Below are 22,372 nucleotides of genomic sequence, written 5' to 3'. Positions count from 1 at the left end.
CGTCCACGCGTGCTAAAATTTGACCATGCGGCCAGAAATTGAGACGGTCGGTCAACGGAGATCGTTCATCGAGGAGGCGCGTCGGCGCCAGATCATCGCCGCGGCGGTGGAGGTGATCGCCGAACTCGGGTACGCCAACGCCTCGCTGGCGCGGATCGCCGAACACGCGGGGATCTCCAAAGGCGTCATCTCCTACCACTTCGAGGGCAAAGACGATTTGATGACGCAGCTGGTGGTGCAGCTGTACGTCTCAGCCGCAGAGTACATCGCGCCCCGGGTGGGCGCGGCAGTCGGCGCACGGGAAAGCCTGCTGGCCTACCTCGAATCGAATCTGGGGTTCATCGAAGCGAATACCACGTACGTGGCCGCGCTGGTGGAAGTCGTGACGAACCTGCGCGACGCGGAGGGTAAGCCGAAATTCGCCTCCGCCGAAGGGGAACGCGACATCATCGCGCCGTTGGTCGACATCCTGGCCGGAGGGCAGCGCACCGGGGAATTCGGCGAATTCGACGCGCTGCTGATGGCCAAGTCGATCCGGGGCGCCATCGACGGTGCTGCCGCACGCGCAGTACGGGAGCCGGATTTCGCGATGAACGCCTACGCGGCGCATCTGTGCGGAGTGTTCGACACGGCGACGCGGAAGGCGGGCGGGGATGACTGAAGTAGCCGATGCCGCACGCAGGCAAGCGAGCTCCGGCGACCCGCTGCCGCCGTTCGCCCTCGGCGGTGTGGGCACGGTGGCGGCGCTGGGCGCGCTGGCGCTGCTGGTCTCGATCGGACGTTACGGATTCTTCGGCGACGAGCTGTATTTCGTCGCCGCGGGGCGCAGGCTCGCGGTCAGTTACGCCGACCAAGGGCCGCTGCTGCCGGCACTGGCGCGGACGATGGATCTGCTGGCCCCGGATTCACTGGTGGCGCTGCGTCTTCCGGCCGTGCTGGTCACCGTGGCGGCCGTGGTGGTGGCCTCGCAGATCGCCAGGGAGTTCGGCGGCGGCCGAGTGGCCCAGGTGCTGACCGCTGCCGCCTACGCCACCTCGCCGTTCCTGTTGGTGCAGGGCGGCATACTGGCCACCAACACGATCGACACGGCGCTGTGGGTGGTGGTGAGCTGGCTGGTGGTCCGCTGGGTCCGCACGCGCCACGACGGCCTGCTGCTGGCCTCCGGTCTGGTCACCGCTGCGGATATGCAGGTCAAGTGGTTGATCCCGTTCTTCTGGGTGGCGCTCGCGATCGGGGTGGCGATCTACGGGCCACGTGAGCTGCTGCGCCGCCCTGCCCTGTGGTGGGGCGCCGCGATCGTCGCGGTCACCACCGCCCCCAGCCTGGTGTGGCAGGCGGCGCACGGCTGGCCGCAGTTGCGTCTGGGTGGTGTGGTCGCCGCGGAGCAGGCCACCATCGGCGGTCGCGTTACCTGGCTGCCGCTGGCTCTCGCCAGCGCCGGGTTGCTCGGCGGCATATTGCTGGTCTACGGGGCCTGGACGTTGTTGCGGGCGGAGAATTGGCGGCCCTACCGGTTTCTCGGACTACTGCCGCTGGTGCTCGTCGTCGTGTTCGTCGCGACCAACGGCCGCCCCTACTACGCCGCGGGCTGCTATGCGGTGCTGATCGCGGCGGGCGCGGTGCGCTGGGCGGAGCGGCCGCGGCGCTCGCGCGTGCTGATCACCGTGCCGGTGCTGGCGCTGTCCGCCGTACTGCTGGTGTTCTCGCTGCCGCTGCGTCCGGAGGCGGACATCGAATCGGTCGACACCCAGGCCGAGGCGGGCTTGGCGATCGCGGTGTACGGGCGCTTCGGTTGGCCGGAACTCGCGGCCGCCACGACGGCCGCCTACCGTGAGCTGCCGCCGCCGCAGCAAGCGTCGGCCGTGGTGATCACCGATTCCTATTGGCAGGCGAGCGCGCTGGATCTCGATCGCGCGACCTACGGCTTGCCCGCCGTGTACAGCCCGAATCGCGGTTTCGGCTACTTCGGCACCCCGCCGGACACGGCCACCACGGTGCTGTGGGTGGGCGGTAGCGAAGCCGATGTGCGCGCACGCTGCGCCGATGTCGCCGCGATCGGCCGCGTCGACGCCCGGCTCGGATTCCCCGGCGTCACCCGCGACGTCACCATCTGGCGCTGCGCGCAACCTCGCGCGCCCTGGTCACAGGCCTGGCCGGGCATGCTGCGGCTGAACTGATCCGCATCACCACCAGCCGAGGATCGGCGACAGGCGCCTGCCGAGTTCCGGCGCCAGCGACCGCGAATAGCTGGCGGTGAGGTGATGCTCGTCGTGATAGATCAGGATGTTGCCCTCGGTGACCGCGCACACCACGGGTCCGCACAACGCGTCCGACAAGTCCACCGGGAACACGTTGGGGAACGAGGCGGCGAATTCCAGAGCGGGGTTTACCTCGTCCAGCGCGGTCGCGCGCGGCATCCCGCAGCTGATCCGGTCGCCCTGCTGAGCGAGGCAATCGATGGCGCGATACCGCACACCGTCGCGGCGCAGCCAAGGTGTGTCGCGGATGGCGAGCACGTTGAGTCCCCGGTCGGCCAGTTGGGTCCAGACGTCCAGATAGTCCGCCGGCGTCTCGTCACCGGCGCCGTCACGTGGTCGGGTCGCCGTGGTGAAGACCCACTCCGGTCGTGCCACGCCGAGACGGTCGATCACCTCCACCGACCAATCCCGGCAGTCCGGGATCGCTTCGCCTTTGTACATCGCCTCGGCGGCCACGGTCAGCGGGCAGCCCATCTTCAGGTAGACCTGCACCCGGAAGGCGTGCTCGCGGCCGAGCAGGTCGAGGGCGGGCACCCAGTGCTCGGCATGCGAGCTGCCCGCCACGGCGACGGTGCGCTGCGCGTCGGGATCGCCATAAGTGCAGGTGATGACGTCGCGGGTGTCCCAATCGGCGATGCAGCCGTCGCGTGACGGGTAGGCGGCGTCGGCGGGCGCTTCGTACACGGTCGGACGCATCGGCGCCTCCGGCGTGCTCGCACCACTGGCCAGCGCCTCCGCCCCCGGATAGGGGTCCGGGTCCAGGAAGGCGACCGCCCGCGGCGGATTCGCTCTGGTCGCGACCTGCTCGCCGACCGCGACCGCGAACACCGTGACGCCGAGCGCCGCGATGAACCGGCCGGTGCGAACGCTGCGGACGGGAGTGTCCTGCGCCGAGCGGTCCGACCGCATCCGCAGTGGCTCCTCCACGAACCGGTTGGTCAGGAAGGCGAGCACCAGCGACGCCCCGACGACCGCGAGGCCGCCGACGAGCCCTGCGGTCGCGGCTCCGGTCCGCGCCAGCACGAAGATCAGGATCGGCCAGTGCCACAGATACAGCCCATAGGACAATTCACCCAGACGCACCACGGCCGCCGCGCCCAGCAGCCGATTGGGCAGCGGTAGCTCGGCGGCGGTCAGGTTGCTGCCCGCCACGATCAACGCCGCTGCGGCGCCTACCGGGACCAGCGCCGCCGGCCCTGGGAACCGGTCGGCGCCGTCGATCAGCCAACCGCAGGCGAGCACGGCGGCCGAACCGAGGACGGCCGCCACCACCCGCACCAGGCGGGGCGGCGCCAGCCAAGGCGCGAGGGTGGCCAGCAGCGCGCCGGCCAGAAGTTCCCAGGCGCGCGCGAAACTGTCGTAGTAATTCCAGCCTTGGTGCACGGTGGTGCCGTGCGCGGCATAGGCGAACGAGGCGACCGTTCCGGTGGCGAGGACGGCCGCCAGGACGGGGCGCAGCGCTGCCGGACCCGCGAATCGCCGGCACAGGTGCGCCGCCGTCGCCACACCGAACAAGGCGAGCAGGTAGAACTGCGTCTGCACCGCCATCGACCACAGGTGCTGTAGCGGGCTCACCGACGGATCGGCGGCGAGGTAATCCGACCACGACAGTGCCAGATACCAGTTCTGGTAGTACAGCAACGACGCCAGCGTCTGCGCCGCCATCTCGCCCCACTGGGTGAACGGGCGCAGCAGCACGGTGGCCGTGACCACGGCGGCCAGCACCGTCACGAGGGCGGGCAGCAGCCTGCGGGCGAGCCGGACAGCGGTGTGCGCGAAGCGGACCATGCCGGTGGACTCCACGCCGCGCAGCAGCGAGCCGGTGAAGAAGAAACCGGACAGCACCAGGAACACGTCCACCCCGCCGGAGACCCGGCCGAACCAGATATGGAACGCCACGACCAGCGCTATCACCACGCCACGCAGGCCGTCCAGATCGTGCCGGTACCCGCCGCCCGGCAGCTGCGGCGCGGCCGCCGCGGTGGCGGCCGCACCTGGCCGAAGCAATCGGTTCACCGCTCGCGCGACCGTCACCGGACTCGCACCGCGCGGTGGCCGCACCGGAAGTGGACGGCTCGGCCACGAGGCGATGTACGGGACACGTCATTTCTCTTACCACGGGGGGTGAAGCGCGGTCCAACTCACCTGGCCTGGGCGGGGCGGCGCAGCCGAGCGATACGGACAATTCGGTCACCTGTCCATCGGCTGTAATGCCAGGGTCGATAGGGTGGAGTCGTGAACGTTGAGGTGACACCCCTGCCGGGTATCGGTGTGCGCAAAGATTTTCCGCTGACCAATACACGACGCCGGATCGGAGTGATCGATCACCGCGACGGCACGATGGATCTCATCATGAGCAAACCCGACGACCCGGACGAGACCGAACAGGTGCCGCTGTCCGGGAAGGAGGCCGCCGTGCTGGCCAGCTTGCTCGGCGCGCCCCAGTTGGTGGAACAGCTGCGTGAGGAGCATCGCGAGTTCACCGGCCTGACCACCCGGCAGCTGTCCATCGCGGACCGGTCGCGCTTCGACGGACGCAGGCTGGGCGAGACCCAGATGCGCACCCGGACGAAGGCGTCCATCGTCGCCGTGGTGCGCAGCGGGCAGCCCATTCCCTCGCCGGGGCCCGACTGGACCTTCACCGCCGGTGACGTGCTCGTCGTCGTCGGCACCGTGGAGGGCCTCGAGGCCGCCGCCAAGATCCTGTCAGACGGCTGAGCGGCATGGTGGCACACGAGACCGCGCTCGCGCTGATCCAGCTGGGCGCGGTATTTTTCGGCCTCGGCCTGCTCGGGCGCATCGCCGCGCGCATCGGCATGTCGCCCATCCCGCTGTACCTGGTCGGCGGCCTGGTGTTCGGGACCGGTGGCCTGGTCGAATTGCGGCAGGTCGACGACTTCATCCATCTCGCCAGCGAGATCGGCGTCGTCCTGCTGCTGTTGCTGCTCGGCCTGGAATACAGTGCCTCGGAACTCGTCACGGGGATGCGCCGGTCGTGGGCGGCGGGCGTCTTGGACCTCGTGCTCAACGCGACTCCGGGCGTGCTGGTCGCGTTCGCGCTCGGTTGGGGTTTCACCGGCGCCATCGCGATGGCCGGGGTGACCTACATCTCGTCCTCCGGCATCGTCGCGAAGGTGCTCAACGATCTGGGCAGGCTCGGTAACCGCGAGACGCCGGTGGTGCTGTCCATCCTGGTGTTCGAAGACCTCGTGATGGCCGGATACCTGCCGGTGCTGACGGCGGTGCTGGCCGGGATGGGCTTGCTCGCCGGGATGAAGACGCTGGCGATCGCGTTGGCCGCGGTGACCGTCGTGCTCGTCGTCGCGCTGCGCTACGGCCGCTACGTCTCCGCGATCGTCGACAGCGAGGACCGGGAGATCTTCCTGCTGAAACTGCTCGGCTCCGCGCTGCTGGTCGCGGGCGTGGCCTCCGCGGTGCAGGTGTCCGCGGCGGTCGGCGCGTTCCTGCTCGGCATCGCGATCTCGGATTCGACCGCGCACAACGCCACCAAGATCCTGGAGCCGCTGCGCGATCTGTTCGCCGCCCTGTTCTTCGTGCTGTTCGGCCTGAGCACCGACCCGGCGAGCATTCCGCCGGTACTGGGCTGGGCGTGCCTGCTGGCGCTGGTCACCACGGTCAGCAAGATCGCCACCGGATGGTGGGCGGCCAAACGGGCCGGCGCGGGCCGCATGGGCCGGGCGCGGGCGGGCACCGCGCTGGTCGCCCACGGCGAGTTCTCGATCGTCATCGCGGGCCTCGCCGTCGCCGCGGGCGCGGTGCCCGCCGAATTCGCCGCGCTGGCCACCACCTACGTGCTGCTGATGGCGGTACTCGGGCCGATCGCGAGCCGGTTCGTCGAGCCGGTCATGGCGCTGGTCCTTCGGCGGCGCACCGGGGTGTCCTGACCGAATCGTCCAGGACCTCCGGCGCGCGGGCGATTGACCGGGCTCCGGACCGAGCCGGCTGACGCCCATGGCGGCGACCGATCGTCGCCACCATGGGCGGTCGGATTCAGTTGCGCACGACGGCGACGGAATCGAGCACCACGTCGACGGCGGGCGCACCGTCACCCGAGCCGTCCTGCACGCCGGCGGCGGCGATGGACGAGAGGACCTCCATGCCCGCGGTGACCCGCCCGAACGGGGTGTAGTTCGGCGGCAGCGGCGCGTCGCGGTAGACCAGGAAGAACTGGCTGCCGTTGGTGCCCGGCCCGGCGTTCGCCATGGCGACCGTGCCGGCCGGGTAGGTGGCTCCCGCCAGGTTCTCGTCGGGGAAGAAGTAGCCGGGGCCGCCCATACCGGTCGCGGTGGGGTCGCCGCACTGCAGGACGAAGATGCCCTCGGTGGTCATCCGGTGGCACTTCGTGTGATCGAAGAACCGCTCACCGGCCAGGAACGCGAACGAGTTGACCGTGCGCGGCGCGCGGGCCGCGTCCAAGGCGATGGTCACGGTGCCGCAAGAGGTGGCCAGCGTCGCCGTGTATCCGGCGTTGGTGTCGATGGTCATGCCGGGTTCGGCGGGCCACTGCTTGCCGTTCGGCTGTCCCGCGGCCGGCGCGGCGCAGCGGGCCGGCCCCTGCTCCCGAGCCGGTGCCGGGGTCGCCGAGACGACTCCCGTCGCGGACGCCACCAGCGTCACGCCGACGGCCAGGACCCCGAGGATCCGCAGCGATCGCCACGATAGACCCCGGCGCCCCGCGCGCCGGCCGTTGACGAGTTCTCGCGCTTGCACTTCGCTGCTCACCGCTGAAAATCTCCTTCGCTGGAATCGTGCACCGGACGATGCAGCGCGAATCATTCCATCTCCCCTCGCGTGGCGGGGTGGTACGGCTCGATTGCCCGGTGTGCGCAGATCGCGATGGCCGCAGATCGGCCACAAAATGTTCCCGGCAACTTGTTGGACAACAGGATTTGTTCCTGGTGACGTATAACGAAGCATGGGAATCGTTCGAGCGGCGCTGGTCCAAACGAACTGGACCGGTGACAAAGAGTCGATGATCGAGGCGCACGAGGACTACGCGCGCCGGGCCGCCGCGCGGGGGGCGTCGGTGCTCTGCTTCCAGGAGTTGTTCTACGGGCCGTACTTCTGTCAGCAGCAGGACACGCGGTTCCACGAGTACGCCGAATCGGTCCCGGGTCCGACGACCGAGCGGTTCGCGGAGTTGGCGCGGGAATTGGGCGTGGTGCTGATCCTGCCCGTCTACGAGCAGGAACAGCCGGGCCTGCGGTACAACACGGCGGCGGTGATCGACGCCGACGGCAGCTATCTCGGCAAGTACCGCAAGCACCACCTCCCGCACGTCCACGGATTCTGGGAGAAGTTCTACTTCCGGCCGGGCAATCTCGGCTGGCCGGTGTTCGACACCGCCGTCGGCAAGGTGGGCGTCTATATCTGCTACGACCGCCACTTCCCGGAAGGGTGGCGCGCGCTCGGCCTGGCGGGCGCCGAGATCGTGTTCAACCCGTCCGCCACCTCCCGGGGCCTGTCCGGGTACCTCTGGAAGCTGGAACAACCGGCAGCCGCGGTGGCCAACGAATTCTTCGTCGGCGCCATCAACCGGGTCGGTGTCGAGGAGTACGGCGACGACGACTTCTACGGCACCAGCTATTTCGTCGACCCGGAGGGCAAGTTCGTCGGCGACGTCGCCTCCGACCTAGACCCCGAGCTGATCGTCCGCGATCTGGACCTGGATTTGATCAAGGTGGTGCGCGACCGCTGGGCTTTCTACCGCGATCGCCGCCCGGACGCCTACGGGCCGCTGACGGCCCCCTGAGAGCGGGGAGAACGAGATGGCGCGCACTTTCATCCACGGCGGCACGGTGGTCTGCGCCACCGGCTCGCAACCGCTCGATGTGCTCGTCGACGGCGAGACCGTCGCCGCTGTCCTGCGGCCCGGCTGCACCGCATTGGGAGCGGACCTCGCTGCCTCCGCCGATCGGGTGTTCGACGCGACCGGCCGATACGTGATCCCCGGCGGCGTGGACGGCCACACCCACATGCAGATGCCCTTCGGCGGGACGGAAGCCTCCGACACTTTCGAGACCGGCACCCGTGCCGCCGCGTGGGGCGGCACGACCACGATCGTCGACTTCGCGGTCCAGAAGCCGGGGGAGCGGGTCCAGGACACTCTCGCCGCCTGGCGCCGGAAGGCGGACGGACAGTGCGCGATCGACTACGGCTTCCATCAGATCATCGGCGAGGTGAACGACGAATCGCTGAAGGGGATGAGCGAATCGGTGGCCGAAGGGGTCACCAGTTTCAAACTCTTCATGGCCTACCCGGGTGTCTTCTACTCCGACGACGGCCGAATCCTGCGCGCCATGCAGTCCGCGGCGGAGCTGGGCGCACTGGTGATGATGCACGCGGAGAACGGAATCGCCATCGACGTGCTGGTCGAGCAGGCGCTCGCGCGCGGGGACACCGCGCCGTACTTCCACGGCACGACCAGGCCGTGGCAGCTGGAGGAGGAAGCGACCCACCGCGCGATCATGCTGGCCGAGCTGACCGGCGCGCCGCTGTATGTCGTGCACGTCTCGGCCGAGCAGGCGCTGGCGCAGATCGCCGCGGCCCGTGGCGCCGGGCGCAACGTCTTCGGCGAGACCTGCCCGCAGTACCTGTACCTCTCGCTCGAGGACCAGCTCGGCGCACCGGGTTTCGAGGGCGCCAAATGGGTCTGCTCCACACCGCTGCGCGCGAGGGCCGAAGGGCATCAGGAGCAGCTCTGGCGTTACCTGCGCACCGGTGATGTCACGGCCGTCGGCACCGACCACTGTCCGTTCTGCATGAAAGACCAGAAGGAGCGGGGACGAGGCGACTTCAGCAAGATCCCCAACGGCATCGGCGGTGTCGAGCACCGGATGGATCTGATGTTCCAGGGCGTCCGGTCCGGCCGTATCTCGCTGGAACGCTGGGTCGAGGTCTGCTGCACCATGCCTGCCCGGATGTTCGGGATGTATCCGCGCAAGGGCGTGCTCAGCCCGGGAGCGGACGCCGACATCGTGATCTACGACCCGCGCGGTCACACCAGCATCGGAATCGGCAAGACCCACCACATGAACATGGATTATTCGGCCTACGAGGGATTCGAGATCGAGGGGCACGTGGACACGGTGCTGTCCCGCGGCCGGGTGATCGTCGACGGCGGCGTCTATCTCGGCGCCGCCGGGCACGGCCGATTCGTCGCCCGTGAATTGTCACAGAACCTGATCTGACGCCCCATCCCATCCTCGAACGGAGAGCGCCGCATGGACATCGGTCTGGTGCTGCAATGCACGCCCCCGGCCTCGCGGGTGATCGAACTGGCCCGGCTGGCGGAGACGTACGGGTTCTCCCACGTCTGGACGTTCGACTCGCATCTGCTCTGGCAGGAGCCCTACGTCATCTACAGCCAGATCCTGGCCGCCACCCGCAAGGTGATGGTCGGTCCGATGGTGACCAATCCGGCCACTCGGGACTGGACGGTGACCGCGTCGGCGTTCGCCACGCTCAACGAGATGTTCGGCAACCGCACGCTGTGCGGCATCGGCCGCGGCGATTCTGCCGTGCGCACCCAGGGCCGGAAACCGGCCACACTGGCCACGCTGCGGCAATCGGTGGAGGTGATCCGGGAACTGGGCAACGGGCGCAGCGCCCGGGTGGGCGACACCGTGGTGCGATTGCCGTGGGCGGCCGACTCGCGGCTGGAGGTGTGGGTGGCGGGTTACGGGCCACGCGCGCTGGACCTGACCGGTGCGGTCGCGGACGGGTTCATCCTGCAATTGGCCGACCCGGACATCACGGCCTGGACCATCGCGCGGGTGCGCGCGGCGGCCGAACGCGCGGGCCGGGACCCGGCGGCGGTCCGGATGTGCGTCGCCGCGCCGGCCTACGTCACCGACGGGACGGCCGAGGCGCTGGCGCACGCACGGCAACAGTGCCGATGGTTCGGCGGGATGGTCGGCAATCACGTCGCGGAGATCGTGGCGAAATACGGGAAGGGAAGCGATATCCCGGCCGCGCTCACCGATTACGTCGAAGGCAGGCGGGGCTACGACTACAACCAGCACGGACGCGCGGGAAACGTGCACGCCGAGTTCGTGCCCGACGCCATCGTGGACCGCTTCTGCCTGCTGGGCACCGCCGACGAGCACCTGTCCCGGTTGCGCGAGCTGGCCGACCTCGGCGTGGACCAATTCGCCGTCTACCTCCAGCACGACGCGAAGACCGCGACGCTGCAGGCGTACGGTGAATCGGTGCTGCCGAGTCTCGATTCCCTCGTGGCCGCCACCCAGTCCGTCGAAGGGGGCGCCTGACATGGCCGACCACGTCTTCTACCCATGGAGCGCCCAGGCCGATTTACACCCCGCGCCGATCACCGGCGCGTTCGGCTCGTACTTCTGGGACGACACCGGCAAGCGCTACCTCGACTTCTCCTCCCAGCTGGTCAACGTGAACATCGGTCACCAGCACCCGGACATCGTGGCCGCGATCGTCGCACAGGCGCAGCGGCTGGCGACGATCTCGCCGACGGTTGCCAACGACGTGCGCAGCGAGCTGGCGCGGTTGATCGTCGAGCGGGCTCCCGGCGAGCTGAACCGGATCCTGTTCACCACCGGCGGTGCGGAAGCCGTCGAGCACGCGGTACGCCTGGCGCGCAGCTACACCGGACGCAGCAAGATGCTCGCCGCCTACCGCTCCTACCACGGCGGAACGGGCGTCGCGATCGGCCTGACGGGTGAACCGCGCCGCTGGGGTGCGGAGCCGACCAACGTCGACGTCGTCCGCTTCTTCGGGCCCTACCCGTACCGATCCCCGTGGGGCACGGCCGGTCCGGAGGAAGAGACGGCTGCCGCGCTGGCGCATCTGCGGCAAGTGATCGAACTGGAGGGTCCCCAGCACATCGCCGGGCTGATCCTGGAGACGGTGGTCGGCACCAACGGCGTGCTCGTCCCGCCGCCCGGCTACCTCGCGGGCGTGCGCGCGCTGTGCGACGAGTTCGGCATCGTCTACATCGCCGACGAGGTGATGGTCGGGTTCGGCCGGGTGGGCGAATGGTTCGCGGTGCAGGCGTTCGGGGTGGAGCCGGACATCATCACCTTCGCCAAGGGGGTGAACTCCGGCTATGTCCCGCTCGGCGGCGTCCTGATGGCGGAGCGGATCGCGCAGCGCTACGACCACGTGGCGTATCCCGGCGGGCTCACCTACGCGGGCCACCCACTGGCGTGCGCGGCGGGCGTCGCCTCGATAGCGGTGTTCGAGCGCGAGGGGATCCTGGACCACGTGCGCTCGGTGGGGGCCGACGTGCTCGGAAAAGGATTGCGGGAGCTGGCCGATCGGCATCCGAGCGTCGGCGAGGTCCGTGGCCTCGGCTTCTTCTGGGCCCTGGAGTTGGTTCGCGACCGCCGCAGCAGGGAGCCGCTGATCCCGTTCGCGGCGGCGGGCCCGGACGCCGAGCCGATGGCCGCGGTCACCGCGGCGGCGAAGGCGCGCGGGCTGTGGCCGTTCAACGCGGGCAACCGCTTCCAGATCGCGCCGCCGCTGACCACGACCGCCGACGAACTGCGGATCGGCCTGGAGATCGTCGACGACGTGCTCGAGATAGCGGACGGCTACGTCCGGGCGAGCTGACCAGGCCGCTCAGTGCGGCGTCAGTTCCACCACGACGCCGCCCTGCTGCCAGGTCTGGTAGATGTCGGCTTTCGACGGCGAACCGTCCGCGGTGAACCCGATGCCGTTGAACTTGGCGTTCTGCTTGTTGTCCCGCGCGATGATCTCGTAGAGCCGCAGCACGTCGGCCTCGGAGGTGTGCACGACCGGGTCGAACGTGCGCGGCGCGCCGCCGAACGAGGCCCGCACGGGATCGCCCGCCCGCAGGTTCTTCACCCACGGCCGCAGCGCGGTGCCGATCAGCAGTGCGTCGCCGTGCCGGGTGTAGGCCAGCGGCACGTCGTACGTCGCGCCCGATTTGCGTCCGACGACGTGCAGGATCATCAGCCGCTTGCCGACGACACCGGAAAGGCCGGGGACGCGCAACAGCGTGCGCACGAGCCTGTTCATCATGGCCTGGTACGAGGGGATGGGGACGGGACCGGAGGTTGTCGGTGTGCCGTAAGGGTTTTCGGGCGACGCGTGTTCACTCATGCACCCAGTATCGAAGCACGCGCCGCCCGGTGCGGTGCGACGTCCGAGATCCGCCAGCCCGCCGCGGTGAACGCTCTCGGTACCCTGCCTGCATGACTTCCGGGCAAGCAGAGATCTGGCACAACCCACGGTGCTCCAAGAGCCGCAACGCCACGGCATTCCTGGACGAGGCGGGCATCGGCTACACCGTGCGGAAGTATCTGGACCAGCCGCCCACCGCCGCCGAACTGCGCGAGGTGCTGCGACGGCTGGGCGCCGAACCATGGGACATCACCCGCACCGGCGAGCAGATCGCCGCGGACCTCGGCATGGCGAGTTGGGGGCGGACCGCCGCCGACCGGGACCGCTGGATCGAAGCGCTGGTCGAACACCCGCGGCTGATCCAGCGACCGATCGTGCTGACCGCCGACGGCGCGGCCGTGGTGGCCCGCGACGACGCCACGCTGCGCGACCTGCTCTGACGGCACCGCCCCGCTCGCCGGGACGGCGGACAACCGGCGGCTGATGACACGGTACGCGACCACGGCCGTACCGGTGGTGTTCCTACCCGCTCCACGATGCGGAACGCGGCGGTAGGGTCGGCGAACATGAAGGTACAACTGCGCCACAATCCCGCTTCCACCATCGCGCGGTGCTTCCTCGCCGGCGGCGAGCCGATGCGGGTCGAGAGCGGCGCGATGGTGGCCCATTCCGCGGGAGTCACGTTGCAGGCCAAAGCCGAAGGCGGCATCCTGGCCGGGTTGAAACGGTCGGTGCTGGCCGGGGAATCGTTCTTCGTGTCGACTTTCACCGCGCCGCCGCAGGGCGGGTGGGTCGACGTGGCGCCCGCGCTGCCCGGCGACATGCTCAACCTGCAGATCACCCCGGACCGGCCGTTCTTCATCAGCCGCGGGGGTTGGATCGCGAATTCGCACGGCGTGCAGGTGGAGAGCAAATGGGGCGGTTTCGCCAATCTGTTCGGCGGCGAAGGCGGATTCGGTCTGCGCGCGCACGGTGAGGGCGAGATCGTGGTGGGCGTGTTCGGCGCGATCGATGTGATCGATCTGCAGCCGGAGGAGCCGATCACGATCGACACCGGCCATGTGGTCGCCTACGACCTGGCGATGAATTTCACCATCCGCCGGGCGGTTTCGGGCCGATCCATCCAGTCGTTGAAGTCCGGTGAGGGATTCGTCTTCGACTTCACCGGCCCCGGCCGGGTGCTGTTGCAGACCCGCAATCCCGGCGCGTTCGCCGCGTGGGCCGGATCGGCCGTCTCGTCGAGCTGATCACGGCCTGCCGTGGTCCGGGGGAGAGGCGCCGGCCAGCAGGTCGGAGATCAACAGACGCGTGTCGGGGACGAAGGGCCACTCCGGATCGGCCAGCTGCGCGCGCAACCGCGCGTCGGTCCACCACCATCCCGCGGCGATCTCGGCGGGTTGGTGGCGGATCGGCCCGTCGTAGCGCAATTCATACGCGAACAGGTGGCAGCGCATCGGCCGACCGTCCCATTCGCCGTCCCACGAGACCGCGGCCAGCGGTTCGGTGGACAGTTCGGCAGGGTCCGGCGTGACGCCCAATTCCTCGGCCAATTCGCGCAGGGCAGTGTCGCGCGGCGCCTCGCCGGGCGCCACGACGCCGCCGGCCAGACAATCGTGCATGCCCGCGAAAACGAGCTTGGTGTCGGTGCGGCGGTGCACGTACACCCGGTCGCCGTCAACGGAGCGCAGCAGCACTCCGGCGCTGGCATGCCACAATCCGTCGCGGTAGACCGTGGCCCGCTCGGCGGCGCCGACCAGGTTGCCGCTGCCGTCGTAGACCGCGATCGGTTCGGAACCCGGATCCACGGCGTGCTGCTCGTGCTGCGGCGGAGCGGACATCGGTCCAGAGTAACGTGCACACCGCAGGCCACAGGGAGAGAGGACCGCCGCCCATGGTGCTTCCGCACGCACTGGCGAATTTCAACCGGCATGTCACCAACCCGACCGCGGGCCTGGTCGCGGGACGGGCGCCCGGCTTCGGCATCGTGCTGCACAAGGGCCGGAAGTCGGGGCGCTCCTACCGCACTCCGGTCATGGTCTTCGAGCGCGACGGCGCCTACCGGATCGCGCTGACGTACGGCCGCGACGTCGACTGGGTCAAGAACATCCGCGCGGCAGGTGGTTTCGCGCTGGAGACCCGCGGGCGCGTCATCGAACTGACCGATCCGGTCGTGCGGCACGACCCGTCGGTGGCATGGGCGCCGTCCGGTGTCCGGCAGGTACTGAAGACGATCTCGGCGGAGTATTATGTCGAGTCCCATCCGGCGGTCTGACCGCCGTCGGCCTGGAATTACTGCGCGCACCTAGCCGAGTCGCTCGGTGGCCCGGTGGAAGTGATGCTGACCTTCTTCAGCACTCGCTCACACATCCTTGGCGTCGCCCTGCCGAGGTCGCCCGGGTGTACTCCGGCTCGGCGTCACGTAGCACCGAGACGCCTGCTCCTCGGTCTGCTACGGGGTGAGATGTGCGGGCCGAGGGGATCGGGTGGCGTCGCTGACGCACGCGCGGGGTTTGCGGTGCAGGGCCAGCTGCCCGAGCTGCCGAGGAATCTATTCTGAGCAACGAATAGTGTTCAGGGCCAATGCGTTTCAACCGGAGCAAGTAGGCTGTGCGCTGCGTGGACGTCGAGTTGCCGGCGGTGGCCGGGGCGGCGTGGAAATCGAGCACCGCACGCGGCGGTGCGGACACAAGGGGGGTCGATGCTCGATCCGCGGGTTGTCGCGGTCGTCATCCGTCGCAAAGAGGACTGGGTCGCGGCGGACAAGACCCTGGAGATCACCGAATACGAATCGCGATCGGACCGGGTCCGGGTGCGGTTCCGCGGTTCCAAGGGCTACCCGTTCGGATGGGAGCGAGTGACGATTCTCGATCGTCCTGTGCCGGTGTCACTGGGGCGGCAGGCGCAGTTGTTCGTCGACGGATCCCCGAAGGACGCGACCGAGGCCTATCTGTTCACCGGACCGCCGGAGGCCGGATCGTGGTGGCATGTGCGCAGTAAGGGCGAATGGAACACCTACAGCGCGAATCGTGTGGAGGTGCTGCCGAATGCTGCCTTCACCCCCCGCTCGCAGGATGTACTGACGTACTGGCGGATGGTGGCGGAGAGACTGAACGGTGATTCCGGCATCCTGCTCCGAAATCACCAGAGTCTGAGCTTCGTTCACCCGGAAAGCGCGTTGACCCGGATTCTCGAGCAGGCGTCGAACGAGCCCCTACCGGACGACGAGATGCCGTTGGCGGTGTACCCGTTCCCCACCAACATCAGCCAGAGTGACGCGGTGCGGAATGCGTTGCGGTATCCGATCTCGGTGATCGACGGCCCGCCCGGCACCGGGAAGACGCAGACGATCCTCAACATCATCGCTTCAGTCATCTGCCGGCCCGACGCGACTGTGGGGGTGGTGTCGTTCAGCAACTCCGCCGTCGACAACGTCTTCGAGAAGCTGACCAAGGAAGGCTTCGGGATGGTGGCGGCCAATCTAGGGCGCGCCGAAAAGCGGATGGAGTTCTTCGGCAGCCAAGGGCCACGCAACGCGGCGGTCGATGCGATGCTGCGCGCCGGCGCCACACCCGCCGCGAACGCCGCGGACGAACTCGGAAAGGTGAACCGGCGCCTGGCCGCGCTGCTGGAACAGGATCTTCTGCGCGCTCAGCTGCACCACGAACTGCACGCGTACCGGCTGGAGCAACAGCATTTCCGGTCGTTCTTCGACCGCCACGAAGTACCGGACGCCGAGAACCTGCCACTGCTGCGCCGCTACAGCGCGGGCAAACTGCTCGATTTCATCGCCGACACCGATCCGCGCTGGATCCGCGACAGCGGCTGGGGACGGATGGTGGACACCCTGAACCGCTACTTCAAGTACCGGGCGCTGCGCCACGTCGACGCGGGTGACATCGACGTCGTGCTGCGAATTCAGCGCCTGTATTACGAGAAGAAGATCGCCGAACTCGAGCGGCGGGCCGAGCAGCTGAGCAGATCACTGGAGCGCAGAAATTTCGGCACGCTATCGGCCGAACAGGCGCGGCTGTCCCAGCAGCTGCTCCGCGACGCGCTGCGCACCCGGTACGGCTCGCTGTCCCGGACGATCTACACCCCACGGTATCGGCAGCAATTCGGGCAGTTCACCCACGACTACCCGGTGATCCTGAGTACCTGCCATTCGCTCCAGAACAGCATCGGACGCTCGGCCCTGCTGGATTACCTGATCATCGATGAAGCCTCACAGGTGGATCTGGTGACAGTGAGCCCGGCACTGGCGTGTGCACGGAACCTCATCGTGGTCGGCGACCTGGCACAGCTGCCGCCGGTTACGCAGAACCTCGCCGATCCTCCTCCAGCACCCGATCCGGTCTTCGACTACCGGCGCAGCGTCCTGTCCTCGATCATCGAACGGTACGACGATCGGTCGCACCGGGTGATGCTGCGTGAGCACTATCGGTGCGATCCGGACATCATCGAGTTCTGCAACCGGAAGTTCTACGGTGGCAAGCTGATTCCGTATACGCGTAGCACACCGGGCGTCGCCCCGATGACAGTAGTGCGAACCGTTTCTGGCAACCACATGCGCCGGATCTACGGCGACGACGACCCGAAGTCGACGGGACGGAGCAATCAGCGGGAGATCGATGTGATCCTGCACGAGGTCCTGCCGTGGATATCCGCCGATATCCCGCCGCACGAGGTCGGAGTCACCACTCCGTATCGCCGTCAGGCCGACAAGGCGACCGATGCCCTGATCGAGGCCATCGAGTCCGACACCGTGCACCGATTCCAAGGGAGGGAGAAGGACGCAGTCGTCATGACCACGGTGCTGGACGACACGCCCAGCAGCCGGGCAGCTTTGCGGTTCGCCGACGATCCCCAATTGATCAATGTGGCGGTATCCCGGGCGATGCGCTTGTTCGTCCTGGTCACCCATCCTTCTGGGCTGCCGGAGAGTCGGCACCTGCGCGATCTGATCGGCTACATCCGATACCGGGACCCGGACAACGCAGTCGTCGACAGCGATGTGGTGTCGATCTTCGACCTGCTGTACACCGACTACACGCAGCGGCGGCGCGCGCACCCGCATATCGGGTGGGGGCGTACCGCGTGGCCTTCGGAGGACATCGCCCTCACGATGCTGGAGGAGGTGCTCGCCGAACCCCGCTACGGCCACCTCGCGACACACCCGCAGGTCTACCTGCAAAACGTATTCCCGCGCAGCCTGGACCGGCTCGACGAGCGGCAGCGCGAGTTCGTCCGGAACCGAGCGTCATTCGACTTCGTCATCTACAACCGGATCACCAACGAGAACATCGGCGCCATCGAAGTCGACGGCTTCAGCACCCATGAAGCAATCCCGGAGCAGCTCGCCCGCGACGCGTTGAAGAACGAGATATGCCGCCGCTATAACTTCGAGCTGCTGCGCCTGCCGACCACCGGGAGCGGCGAGGCCGCGGAGGTCCGTAGGTTCCTCGACCGACTGCCTTGAGATACGGAAGCTAAGATCGCCCCGGCCACGACTGGCAGCGCCTTCGAATCGCCGCAATCCGCTGCGTGCGGTCCGCTTTGCCATCTCGCAGGTTGGCCTCAGGCCTCCCTGCCTGACCGTCGCGGCGTAGAGGGGCGTGCACGATTCCGCGGATTCTGGCCCCGGTCACGAGGCGCCGAGCTATTACCTCCGCGGAGCCCGTGTCGGCCGGTCCGGACGCTATGCGCGCTGCGCTCGCTCGAAGGCTGCGACGATCGCCGGTCGGTTCCGGTCGCAGATATCGTTTTCCGGGCTCGAAGGCTGCGCGGTCAGGGACGCATCGGATGGGACGATGTTGATTCCGATGTTGCCGTTGGCGCTTTCGGCGAAAGCCGTGCACGCCTTGCCCTCCCAGGTATTCAGAGTGACGCGGCGGCCGACGGCGTCGGTGAACGCGCGTGACTGTGCGTCTTCCCCCCACGCCGGGATCGGTTCGCGCATCCAGCTCACCGAGATCAGTCCCTCTGTTTCCGAGCCCCAGTCGCAGGATTCCGCGACTACCTGGCCGTGCTTTTCGTCGATCGTTCGTTGCGGAGCCAGCCCTTGTTTGCCGACGGCGTGGAAGATTTCGTCCGGGGTCAGCAGGGTGCACACATCCAGGCCCGATATCGGGCTCACGCTCGGTGCGGCAGCGGTGGTGGAGATCGACGTGCCGGCTGTGGTGGTCGTCGGTGCGGCATCGCGATCCGCGCCGGAGCATCCGGTGATGGCCAGGATGGCCGCGGCCCACGCGATCACTGCGAGCTGTGTGCGGGCAAATCTAGACAAGCCAGCTCCTTTGCGTGCTGGGGTGGTCATCGAAGTCGTCCGGCCAATCGCTGGGCCCAACCGTATCGGGCTCCCGCACTCGGCGGCGGCCCGGGCTCTGCGTCGTTTGGTCCGGGCGGGGCGGCGGCGGGCTGGCCGGGGGCGCGCTCGGGGCCATGGTCGCTGGGGGATCGGGCTCGCTCACGGCCCACGGCCACACGTAGTGCGGCGATGATTTCAACGCCACCACCTCGGGCGGCAGGTCCGGCCCCAGATGCTTTTCGATTTCTGGCCACGTGCAGTATCCGTCGTTGACCTGGGCGGCGTACTGGCGCAGCTGCGGTGAGGCGTCGGGAGCCGAGGCCAGCCAGGTCATGAAGTTCTCTTCGACCTGGATCGGTCGCACGATGTCGTCCAGGGACACATTCTCGAGCTGGATTGTCGCGGTGGACAGGTCCGTGGCCGAAGCCATGAACGCTCGCAACGGTGTTTCGACCTCGGGGTCGATATCGGGGTCGATCATCCGTTCTCCCAGGGGTTGGCGCCGACGTCGTAGCCCTGCTGGGGCGCCGTCTGCTGTGTTTCGGCGCCAGCGGCGATTCGCGCGACGTCGGAGCTGACGATCCCCGCCTGTTGCGCGTTGACAGCGGTCTGGGTAAGCGGGGAGAGGGTTTCGTTGAGCCGCGCGAACTTGCCAGGTTCGCCGCTCTTACTGCCGGTGATGCTGGACAGCAGGTTCTTGGCGGAGGTGACCAGATTCTTGATCTTCTCCAGGAGCGGTTTGATGGTGTTCCAGACGCTGAGCACGATGTTGGCCAAGCTGGCAACCTGATAGGCGGTTCCGACAACCGGCACCTTCTTCAGCGCCACCTTGACCACACTCTTGCCGTCGGAGATGTCGACCTCGGCCTCCAGCATCTCTTTCAGCTTGTTGGCGATGGCCAGGCACGCGTCGGTGACCTGCTGGACCAGTGTGGTCATCACGAAGTCGACCGTTCGGCCGACCGGTCCCCACCATTCCAGGGCTGCGCTGAGGTTTCGGCTGTGGTCCTCGAAGGAGATCGCCGCCTTGCCGTCCCAGTGGGCGCTGAGTTTGTTGACGCCCCACGACAGGTTCTTGGAGCTGTCCTCGAGCGCAGCTCCAGCGATCCGGTAAGTCGCTCCAATCCTTTTGAGTTCGTTCCAGTTGCCGCTCAGAGGCTCGAAGAGCTGGTTGAGGGGGCTCCACTCGTTGTTGGTGGCCTGCCGGATGCCCTGATTGAAGTCGCCCAGCCAACCACTCTTCTCTTCGATCTTGCGAACCAGGTCCTCTTCGATGGTGTCCGGAGGTCCGAGCGAGATCATCGTTGGAGCGGTGTAGACCACCGAGTTCGCATACGCGGCGGTGACGCCCTGCTCCGGGGCGTTCGCGCCGGTCGGGGCAGTCGTGGGGTATTCGAGGGTTGCCCGGTTCAGTGCCTCGTAGTTCTTCTGATCCTGCTCGTGGTACATCCAGGCCGCACGGTTGAGATTCGTGCCCGAAACCGTGGTGATCGAGGCGAACTCGGCGAACCGCTGCACTGTGAAATCTACCAGTTCACCGCAGGCGGGCACGATCTCGGAGATGATCTGCCCCATAGGCTTGTCGGATGGGCTGGCATGGGTGTTGACGTAGGCGGAGGCATTGCGCAGGTCGGTTCCGATCGTCCCCATGAGGGTCGACATGCCCGCGATCTCGGCCGGTGCCGCTTCGAATACTTCGGTCAATGTCACATCTCTTTACTCGGTGTACAGACCGCCAACAGCGGCCCTTGAAGCGGAAATCAGTTGTCTTGGAGACAAGCTGGCGAGGCGGCCCCCCTCAGCCGACCGGATGTGTGAAGAGTGAAGCTAACACGTTGCGGCCCGGATGCTTTGGAATCGAAGATACCGCCGAGAGCGTTCGGGCAGTTCAACCGAGAAGCTGCACGGCTGCTCCGATCGTGCCCAGGACACCGTTGAACCACTGCTTGACCAGTCCCCACAGGCTCGGGTAGGCACCGTCGGCCTGCCGCAGTCGCAGCCCGAACATCGCCTTGCCCGCTGTAGTCCGGAACAGCCGCTGCAACAGCGTGCGGTGGACGAACGAGGCGGCGATACCGGCTGCCACGCCAGCCACGATAGGCGAGACGGCAGCGTCCGGGGATCGCCCCGTCACGTACCAGACCGCCGCGCCCACGGCGATGTGTAGCAGCATGTCGAGAACGAACGCGGCGGCGAGCACCGCGAAGCCGACCCGCGTCGACTCACGACCGGGTGGCCGTCGGCCCGTCATCAACTCGTTGTCGGCGCCAGCCGTAGCAGGATGCTCCGAGGAGTTCCGAACTGGCGGGGAGTCCTCGAGCGGTGATCTGCGGCGAACCGTCGTCTCTTCAGTCATGGTCTCCGTAATATCGGTGTCCTCGGTGTTCATGCGATCGAGATCCCCTGCTGTACTGGCCATTGCAGCGTAGTAGGTGAGTCCCGAGACGGCTCGAAGCACACACACATGGACAGACTCCAGGCAGCGGAGGACTCGAAGAAGGATTTCCGGTCGCGGAGCCAGTCCCACCACGCGTCGACACTCTGGTCGCAGCCCCTCCAGTTGAACCGGCGGTCGAAGCGAGGAATGAGTCGTGGCCGAGAGATGGTCATGCAGGATTGGACGCAACTCACCTCGATCCGGTTCCCCTCTTGCTGGGCGCAACGCCACTTCAGGCGACCATCAACTCGTAGAGCCGGTCCGGCGCGAGCCAGTCCTGTGACGGCTCGATCAGCCTGCGGTGGCGGCCGTCCCCCCGAGAAGCTCCGACCTGCGCCCGCTCCAGGTGACGACCACCTGATCCCGCGCGCGACTGGCCGCGACGTAGAGCAGTGACCGTTCCCGCAGTCGAGCCTCGTTCAGTTCTTCCTCTGGCACACCGTGCAGACCGGCTTTCGCCGGCACGTGGGCTTCATCGATGCCGGTCAGGATCACCCGGGAGAATTCCATCCCCTTGGAACGGTGCATCGTCAAGATCTGGACGTGTCCGGGTATCGCCTGATTCTCGTCGAGTGCGCGGGCGCTGATGCCGCGCTCGGCGAGGGCGCGAACCAATTGACTGCGGTCGCCGACACCACGGGTGAGCACCGCGATGGTGGAGGGTTCGACCGACGGGTCGGACAACCATTCGTTGATCTGATCGGCGACGGCTTGCAGCTCCTCGGTGACGGAAGCGCATTGGCGCAGAATCGGTTTGGGGCCGGTGCGCGCGGACCTCACCTTGTCGCCGCTGGTTGTTGCATTACGGCGGCAGGGCGGCCGCAGCGGATTGCGGTACACCACAACCGAAGAACGTTGAGCGAGTCGGGCTAGCGTGAGCCGACAGTCGGGCGGAGGGTTACGCCTCCGGCACCGGATCACCGGTGCCGCTCAGCACCGAGGGAGGCAGCCCGAAGGTCCGGCGGCAAGTGCGGACGAGATCCGCGCCATCGGAGAAACCCGCCGCGCACGCAGCGGCCGCGAGATCGTCCCCGGCCAGCGCGCGATTCCGCGCGATGTGCAGCCGCAGCCAGAGGATGTAGCGGCGCAACGGAATCCCCATCTGCTCGGAGAACAGGTGCGACAGCCGGGGCGCCGGAATACCCACTTGCCGCGCGACGTCCGAGCCACGCACCGATCCCGTGCGCACCAGAGCGGGTAGCAAGTGCAGGGCCGCGGTGACCATCGGGTGCC

Annotated in this window: 21 protein-coding genes and 1 pseudogene; 12 read left to right on the top strand and 10 right to left on the bottom strand. The window is 67.8% G+C overall.

The features are described 5' to 3' along the window. Nucleotides 1-25 precede the first annotated feature (25 nt). Complete coding sequence (locus ON27_RS15030) at nt 26-661, top strand: TetR/AcrR family transcriptional regulator (RefSeq protein ID WP_043726467.1); 636 nt, start codon at nt 26-28, stop codon at nt 659-661. Then, nucleotides 654-2,177 (top strand): ArnT family glycosyltransferase, encoded by a 1,524-nt coding sequence (locus ON27_RS15025; protein WP_043726466.1) that lies wholly within the window; start codon nt 654-656, stop codon nt 2,175-2,177. The genes ON27_RS15030 and ON27_RS15025 overlap by 8 nt, the downstream gene beginning before the upstream one ends. 6 nt (nt 2,178-2,183) lie before the next feature. Here ON27_RS15025 and ON27_RS15020 read toward each other — a convergent pair whose 3' ends face one another. Further along, entirely contained in the window at nt 2,184-4,292 is a 2,109-nt protein-coding gene (locus tag ON27_RS15020) for an acyltransferase family protein (RefSeq protein WP_373282766.1), read from the bottom strand. Nucleotides 4,293-4,493: 201 nt separating this feature from the next. Between ON27_RS15020 and ON27_RS15015 the strand changes: the two genes are divergently transcribed. Together ON27_RS15015 and ON27_RS15010 are read left to right on the top strand one after the other, a co-directional pair. Continuing rightward, on the top strand, nt 4,494-4,976 hold the full coding sequence (locus tag ON27_RS15015) for a cation:proton antiporter regulatory subunit (protein WP_043726465.1): 483 nt from the start codon (nt 4,494-4,496) through the stop codon (nt 4,974-4,976). 5 nt (nt 4,977-4,981) lie between these two features. After that, on the top strand, nt 4,982-6,163 hold the full coding sequence (locus ON27_RS15010; protein WP_043726464.1) for a cation:proton antiporter: 1,182 nt from the start codon (nt 4,982-4,984) through the stop codon (nt 6,161-6,163). A gap of 106 nt (nt 6,164-6,269) precedes the next feature. On the opposite strand, the gene ON27_RS15005 is transcribed toward ON27_RS15010, so the two are convergent. Beyond that, nucleotides 6,270-7,001: a peptidylprolyl isomerase gene (locus tag ON27_RS15005; RefSeq protein WP_245559956.1), complete on the bottom strand. Its 732-nt coding sequence runs from the start codon at nt 6,999-7,001 to the stop codon at nt 6,270-6,272. Between the two features lie 193 nt (nt 7,002-7,194). Between ON27_RS15005 and ON27_RS15000 the strand changes: the two genes are divergently transcribed. The 4 genes from ON27_RS15000 to ON27_RS14985 are packed head-to-tail and all read left to right on the top strand — an operon-like array spanning nt 7,195 to nt 11,864. Further along, the gene (locus ON27_RS15000) at nt 7,195-8,031 is read left to right on the top strand and encodes a nitrilase-related carbon-nitrogen hydrolase (RefSeq protein ID WP_043726463.1); all 837 of its coding nucleotides are present in this window, start codon (nt 7,195-7,197) and stop codon (nt 8,029-8,031) included. 16 nt (nt 8,032-8,047) lie between these two features. Beyond that, nucleotides 8,048-9,469 (top strand): dihydropyrimidinase, encoded by a 1,422-nt coding sequence (gene hydA, locus ON27_RS14995; protein ID WP_043726462.1) that lies wholly within the window; start codon nt 8,048-8,050, stop codon nt 9,467-9,469. Nucleotides 9,470-9,502: 33 nt separating this feature from the next. Beyond that, the gene (locus ON27_RS14990) at nt 9,503-10,549 is read left to right on the top strand and encodes a TIGR03842 family LLM class F420-dependent oxidoreductase (protein ID WP_043726455.1); all 1,047 of its coding nucleotides are present in this window, start codon (nt 9,503-9,505) and stop codon (nt 10,547-10,549) included. A 1-nt stretch (nt 10,550) separates the two neighbouring features. Next, on the top strand, nt 10,551-11,864 hold the full coding sequence (locus tag ON27_RS14985) for an aspartate aminotransferase family protein (RefSeq protein WP_043726453.1): 1,314 nt from the start codon (nt 10,551-10,553) through the stop codon (nt 11,862-11,864). A 9-nt stretch (nt 11,865-11,873) separates the two neighbouring features. On the opposite strand, the gene ON27_RS42395 is transcribed toward ON27_RS14985, so the two are convergent. Further along, nucleotides 11,874-12,377 carry a nitroreductase/quinone reductase family protein gene (locus tag ON27_RS42395; protein ID WP_157227194.1) on the bottom strand — a complete coding sequence of 168 codons (504 nt, stop codon included), beginning with the start codon at nt 12,375-12,377 and terminating at the stop codon, nt 11,874-11,876. A 92-nt stretch (nt 12,378-12,469) separates the two neighbouring features. Between ON27_RS42395 and ON27_RS14975 the strand changes: the two genes are divergently transcribed. Both ON27_RS14975 and ON27_RS14970 read left to right on the top strand, forming a co-directional pair. Continuing rightward, nucleotides 12,470-12,838 (top strand): arsenate reductase family protein, encoded by a 369-nt coding sequence (locus ON27_RS14975; RefSeq protein WP_043726451.1) that lies wholly within the window; start codon nt 12,470-12,472, stop codon nt 12,836-12,838. 126 nt (nt 12,839-12,964) lie between these two features. Beyond that, nucleotides 12,965-13,645 carry a TIGR00266 family protein gene (locus ON27_RS14970; RefSeq protein WP_043726523.1) on the top strand — a complete coding sequence of 227 codons (681 nt, stop codon included), beginning with the start codon at nt 12,965-12,967 and terminating at the stop codon, nt 13,643-13,645. On the opposite strand, the gene ON27_RS14965 is transcribed toward ON27_RS14970, so the two are convergent. After that, nucleotides 13,646-14,236 carry an NUDIX hydrolase gene (locus ON27_RS14965; RefSeq protein ID WP_051046604.1) on the bottom strand — a complete coding sequence of 197 codons (591 nt, stop codon included), beginning with the start codon at nt 14,234-14,236 and terminating at the stop codon, nt 13,646-13,648. A 53-nt stretch (nt 14,237-14,289) separates the two neighbouring features. Here ON27_RS14965 and ON27_RS14960 point away from each other — a divergent pair, with 53 nt between their 5' ends. Both ON27_RS14960 and ON27_RS14955 read left to right on the top strand, forming a co-directional pair. Next, the gene (locus tag ON27_RS14960) at nt 14,290-14,670 is read left to right on the top strand and encodes a nitroreductase family deazaflavin-dependent oxidoreductase (protein WP_043726448.1); all 381 of its coding nucleotides are present in this window, start codon (nt 14,290-14,292) and stop codon (nt 14,668-14,670) included. 426 nt (nt 14,671-15,096) lie between these two features. Then, complete coding sequence (locus tag ON27_RS14955; RefSeq protein ID WP_043726445.1) at nt 15,097-17,874, top strand: DEAD/DEAH box helicase; 2,778 nt, start codon at nt 15,097-15,099, stop codon at nt 17,872-17,874. A gap of 219 nt (nt 17,875-18,093) precedes the next feature. On the opposite strand, the gene ON27_RS14950 is transcribed toward ON27_RS14955, so the two are convergent. The 6 genes and pseudogenes from ON27_RS14950 to ON27_RS14925 form a co-directional block, all read right to left on the bottom strand. Further along, complete coding sequence (locus tag ON27_RS14950; RefSeq protein ID WP_043726442.1) at nt 18,094-18,651, bottom strand: DUF3558 family protein; 558 nt, start codon at nt 18,649-18,651, stop codon at nt 18,094-18,096. A 22-nt stretch (nt 18,652-18,673) separates the two neighbouring features. Further along, nucleotides 18,674-19,183 carry a hypothetical protein gene (locus ON27_RS14945; protein WP_043726440.1) on the bottom strand — a complete coding sequence of 170 codons (510 nt, stop codon included), beginning with the start codon at nt 19,181-19,183 and terminating at the stop codon, nt 18,674-18,676. Beyond that, nucleotides 19,180-20,406 carry a hypothetical protein gene (locus ON27_RS14940; RefSeq protein WP_169334508.1) on the bottom strand — a complete coding sequence of 409 codons (1,227 nt, stop codon included), beginning with the start codon at nt 20,404-20,406 and terminating at the stop codon, nt 19,180-19,182. Before ON27_RS14940 ends, ON27_RS14945 begins: the two co-directional genes overlap by 4 nt. A 184-nt stretch (nt 20,407-20,590) precedes the next feature. Beyond that, on the bottom strand, nt 20,591-21,121 hold the full coding sequence (locus tag ON27_RS41255; RefSeq protein WP_083887584.1) for an RDD family protein: 531 nt from the start codon (nt 21,119-21,121) through the stop codon (nt 20,591-20,593). Between the two features lie 309 nt (nt 21,122-21,430). Next, nucleotides 21,431-21,916: pseudogene (locus ON27_RS14930) on the bottom strand (3'-5' exonuclease); the annotation flags it as partial. Nucleotides 21,917-22,037: 121 nt separating this feature from the next. Then, on the bottom strand, nt 22,038-22,372 hold a 335-nt coding region (locus ON27_RS14925; RefSeq protein ID WP_043726432.1), incomplete at its 5' end, for a helix-turn-helix domain-containing protein.

Origin of the sequence: Nocardia asiatica NBRC 100129 (assembly GCF_000308415.1) — a bacterium.
GTDB classification, from domain to species: Bacteria; Actinomycetota; Actinomycetes; order Mycobacteriales; family Mycobacteriaceae; genus Nocardia; species Nocardia asiatica.
Note: the sequence above shows the minus strand (reverse complement) of the source record. Positions and strands in the feature narration are given on the sequence as shown.

What these genes read in the sequence shown, in the direction of transcription:
- ON27_RS15030 (WP_043726467.1), top strand. Translation starts at nt 26, where the DNA reads ATGCGGCCAGAAATTGAGACGGTCGGTCAACGGAGATCGTTCATCGAG.
- ON27_RS15025 (WP_043726466.1), top strand. Translation starts at nt 654, where the DNA reads ATGACTGAAGTAGCCGATGCCGCACGCAGGCAAGCGAGCTCCGGCGAC.
- ON27_RS15010 (WP_043726464.1), top strand. Translation starts at nt 4,982, where the DNA reads ATGGTGGCACACGAGACCGCGCTCGCGCTGATCCAGCTGGGCGCGGTA.
- ON27_RS15000 (WP_043726463.1), top strand. Translation starts at nt 7,195, where the DNA reads ATGGGAATCGTTCGAGCGGCGCTGGTCCAAACGAACTGGACCGGTGAC.
- hydA (WP_043726462.1), top strand. Translation starts at nt 8,048, where the DNA reads ATGGCGCGCACTTTCATCCACGGCGGCACGGTGGTCTGCGCCACCGGC.
- ON27_RS14990 (WP_043726455.1), top strand. Translation starts at nt 9,503, where the DNA reads ATGGACATCGGTCTGGTGCTGCAATGCACGCCCCCGGCCTCGCGGGTG.
- ON27_RS14985 (WP_043726453.1), top strand. Translation starts at nt 10,551, where the DNA reads ATGGCCGACCACGTCTTCTACCCATGGAGCGCCCAGGCCGATTTACAC.
- ON27_RS42395 (WP_157227194.1), bottom strand. Translation starts at nt 12,377, where the DNA reads ATGAGTGAACACGCGTCGCCCGAAAACCCTTACGGCACACCGACAACC.
- ON27_RS14975 (WP_043726451.1), top strand. Translation starts at nt 12,470, where the DNA reads ATGACTTCCGGGCAAGCAGAGATCTGGCACAACCCACGGTGCTCCAAG.
- ON27_RS14970 (WP_043726523.1), top strand. Translation starts at nt 12,965, where the DNA reads ATGAAGGTACAACTGCGCCACAATCCCGCTTCCACCATCGCGCGGTGC.
- ON27_RS14965 (WP_051046604.1), bottom strand. Translation starts at nt 14,236, where the DNA reads ATGTCCGCTCCGCCGCAGCACGAGCAGCACGCCGTGGATCCGGGTTCC.
- ON27_RS14960 (WP_043726448.1), top strand. Translation starts at nt 14,290, where the DNA reads ATGGTGCTTCCGCACGCACTGGCGAATTTCAACCGGCATGTCACCAAC.
- ON27_RS14955 (WP_043726445.1), top strand. Translation starts at nt 15,097, where the DNA reads ATGCTCGATCCGCGGGTTGTCGCGGTCGTCATCCGTCGCAAAGAGGAC.
- ON27_RS14945 (WP_043726440.1), bottom strand. Translation starts at nt 19,183, where the DNA reads ATGATCGACCCCGATATCGACCCCGAGGTCGAAACACCGTTGCGAGCG.
- ON27_RS41255 (WP_083887584.1), bottom strand. Translation starts at nt 21,121, where the DNA reads ATGGCCAGTACAGCAGGGGATCTCGATCGCATGAACACCGAGGACACC.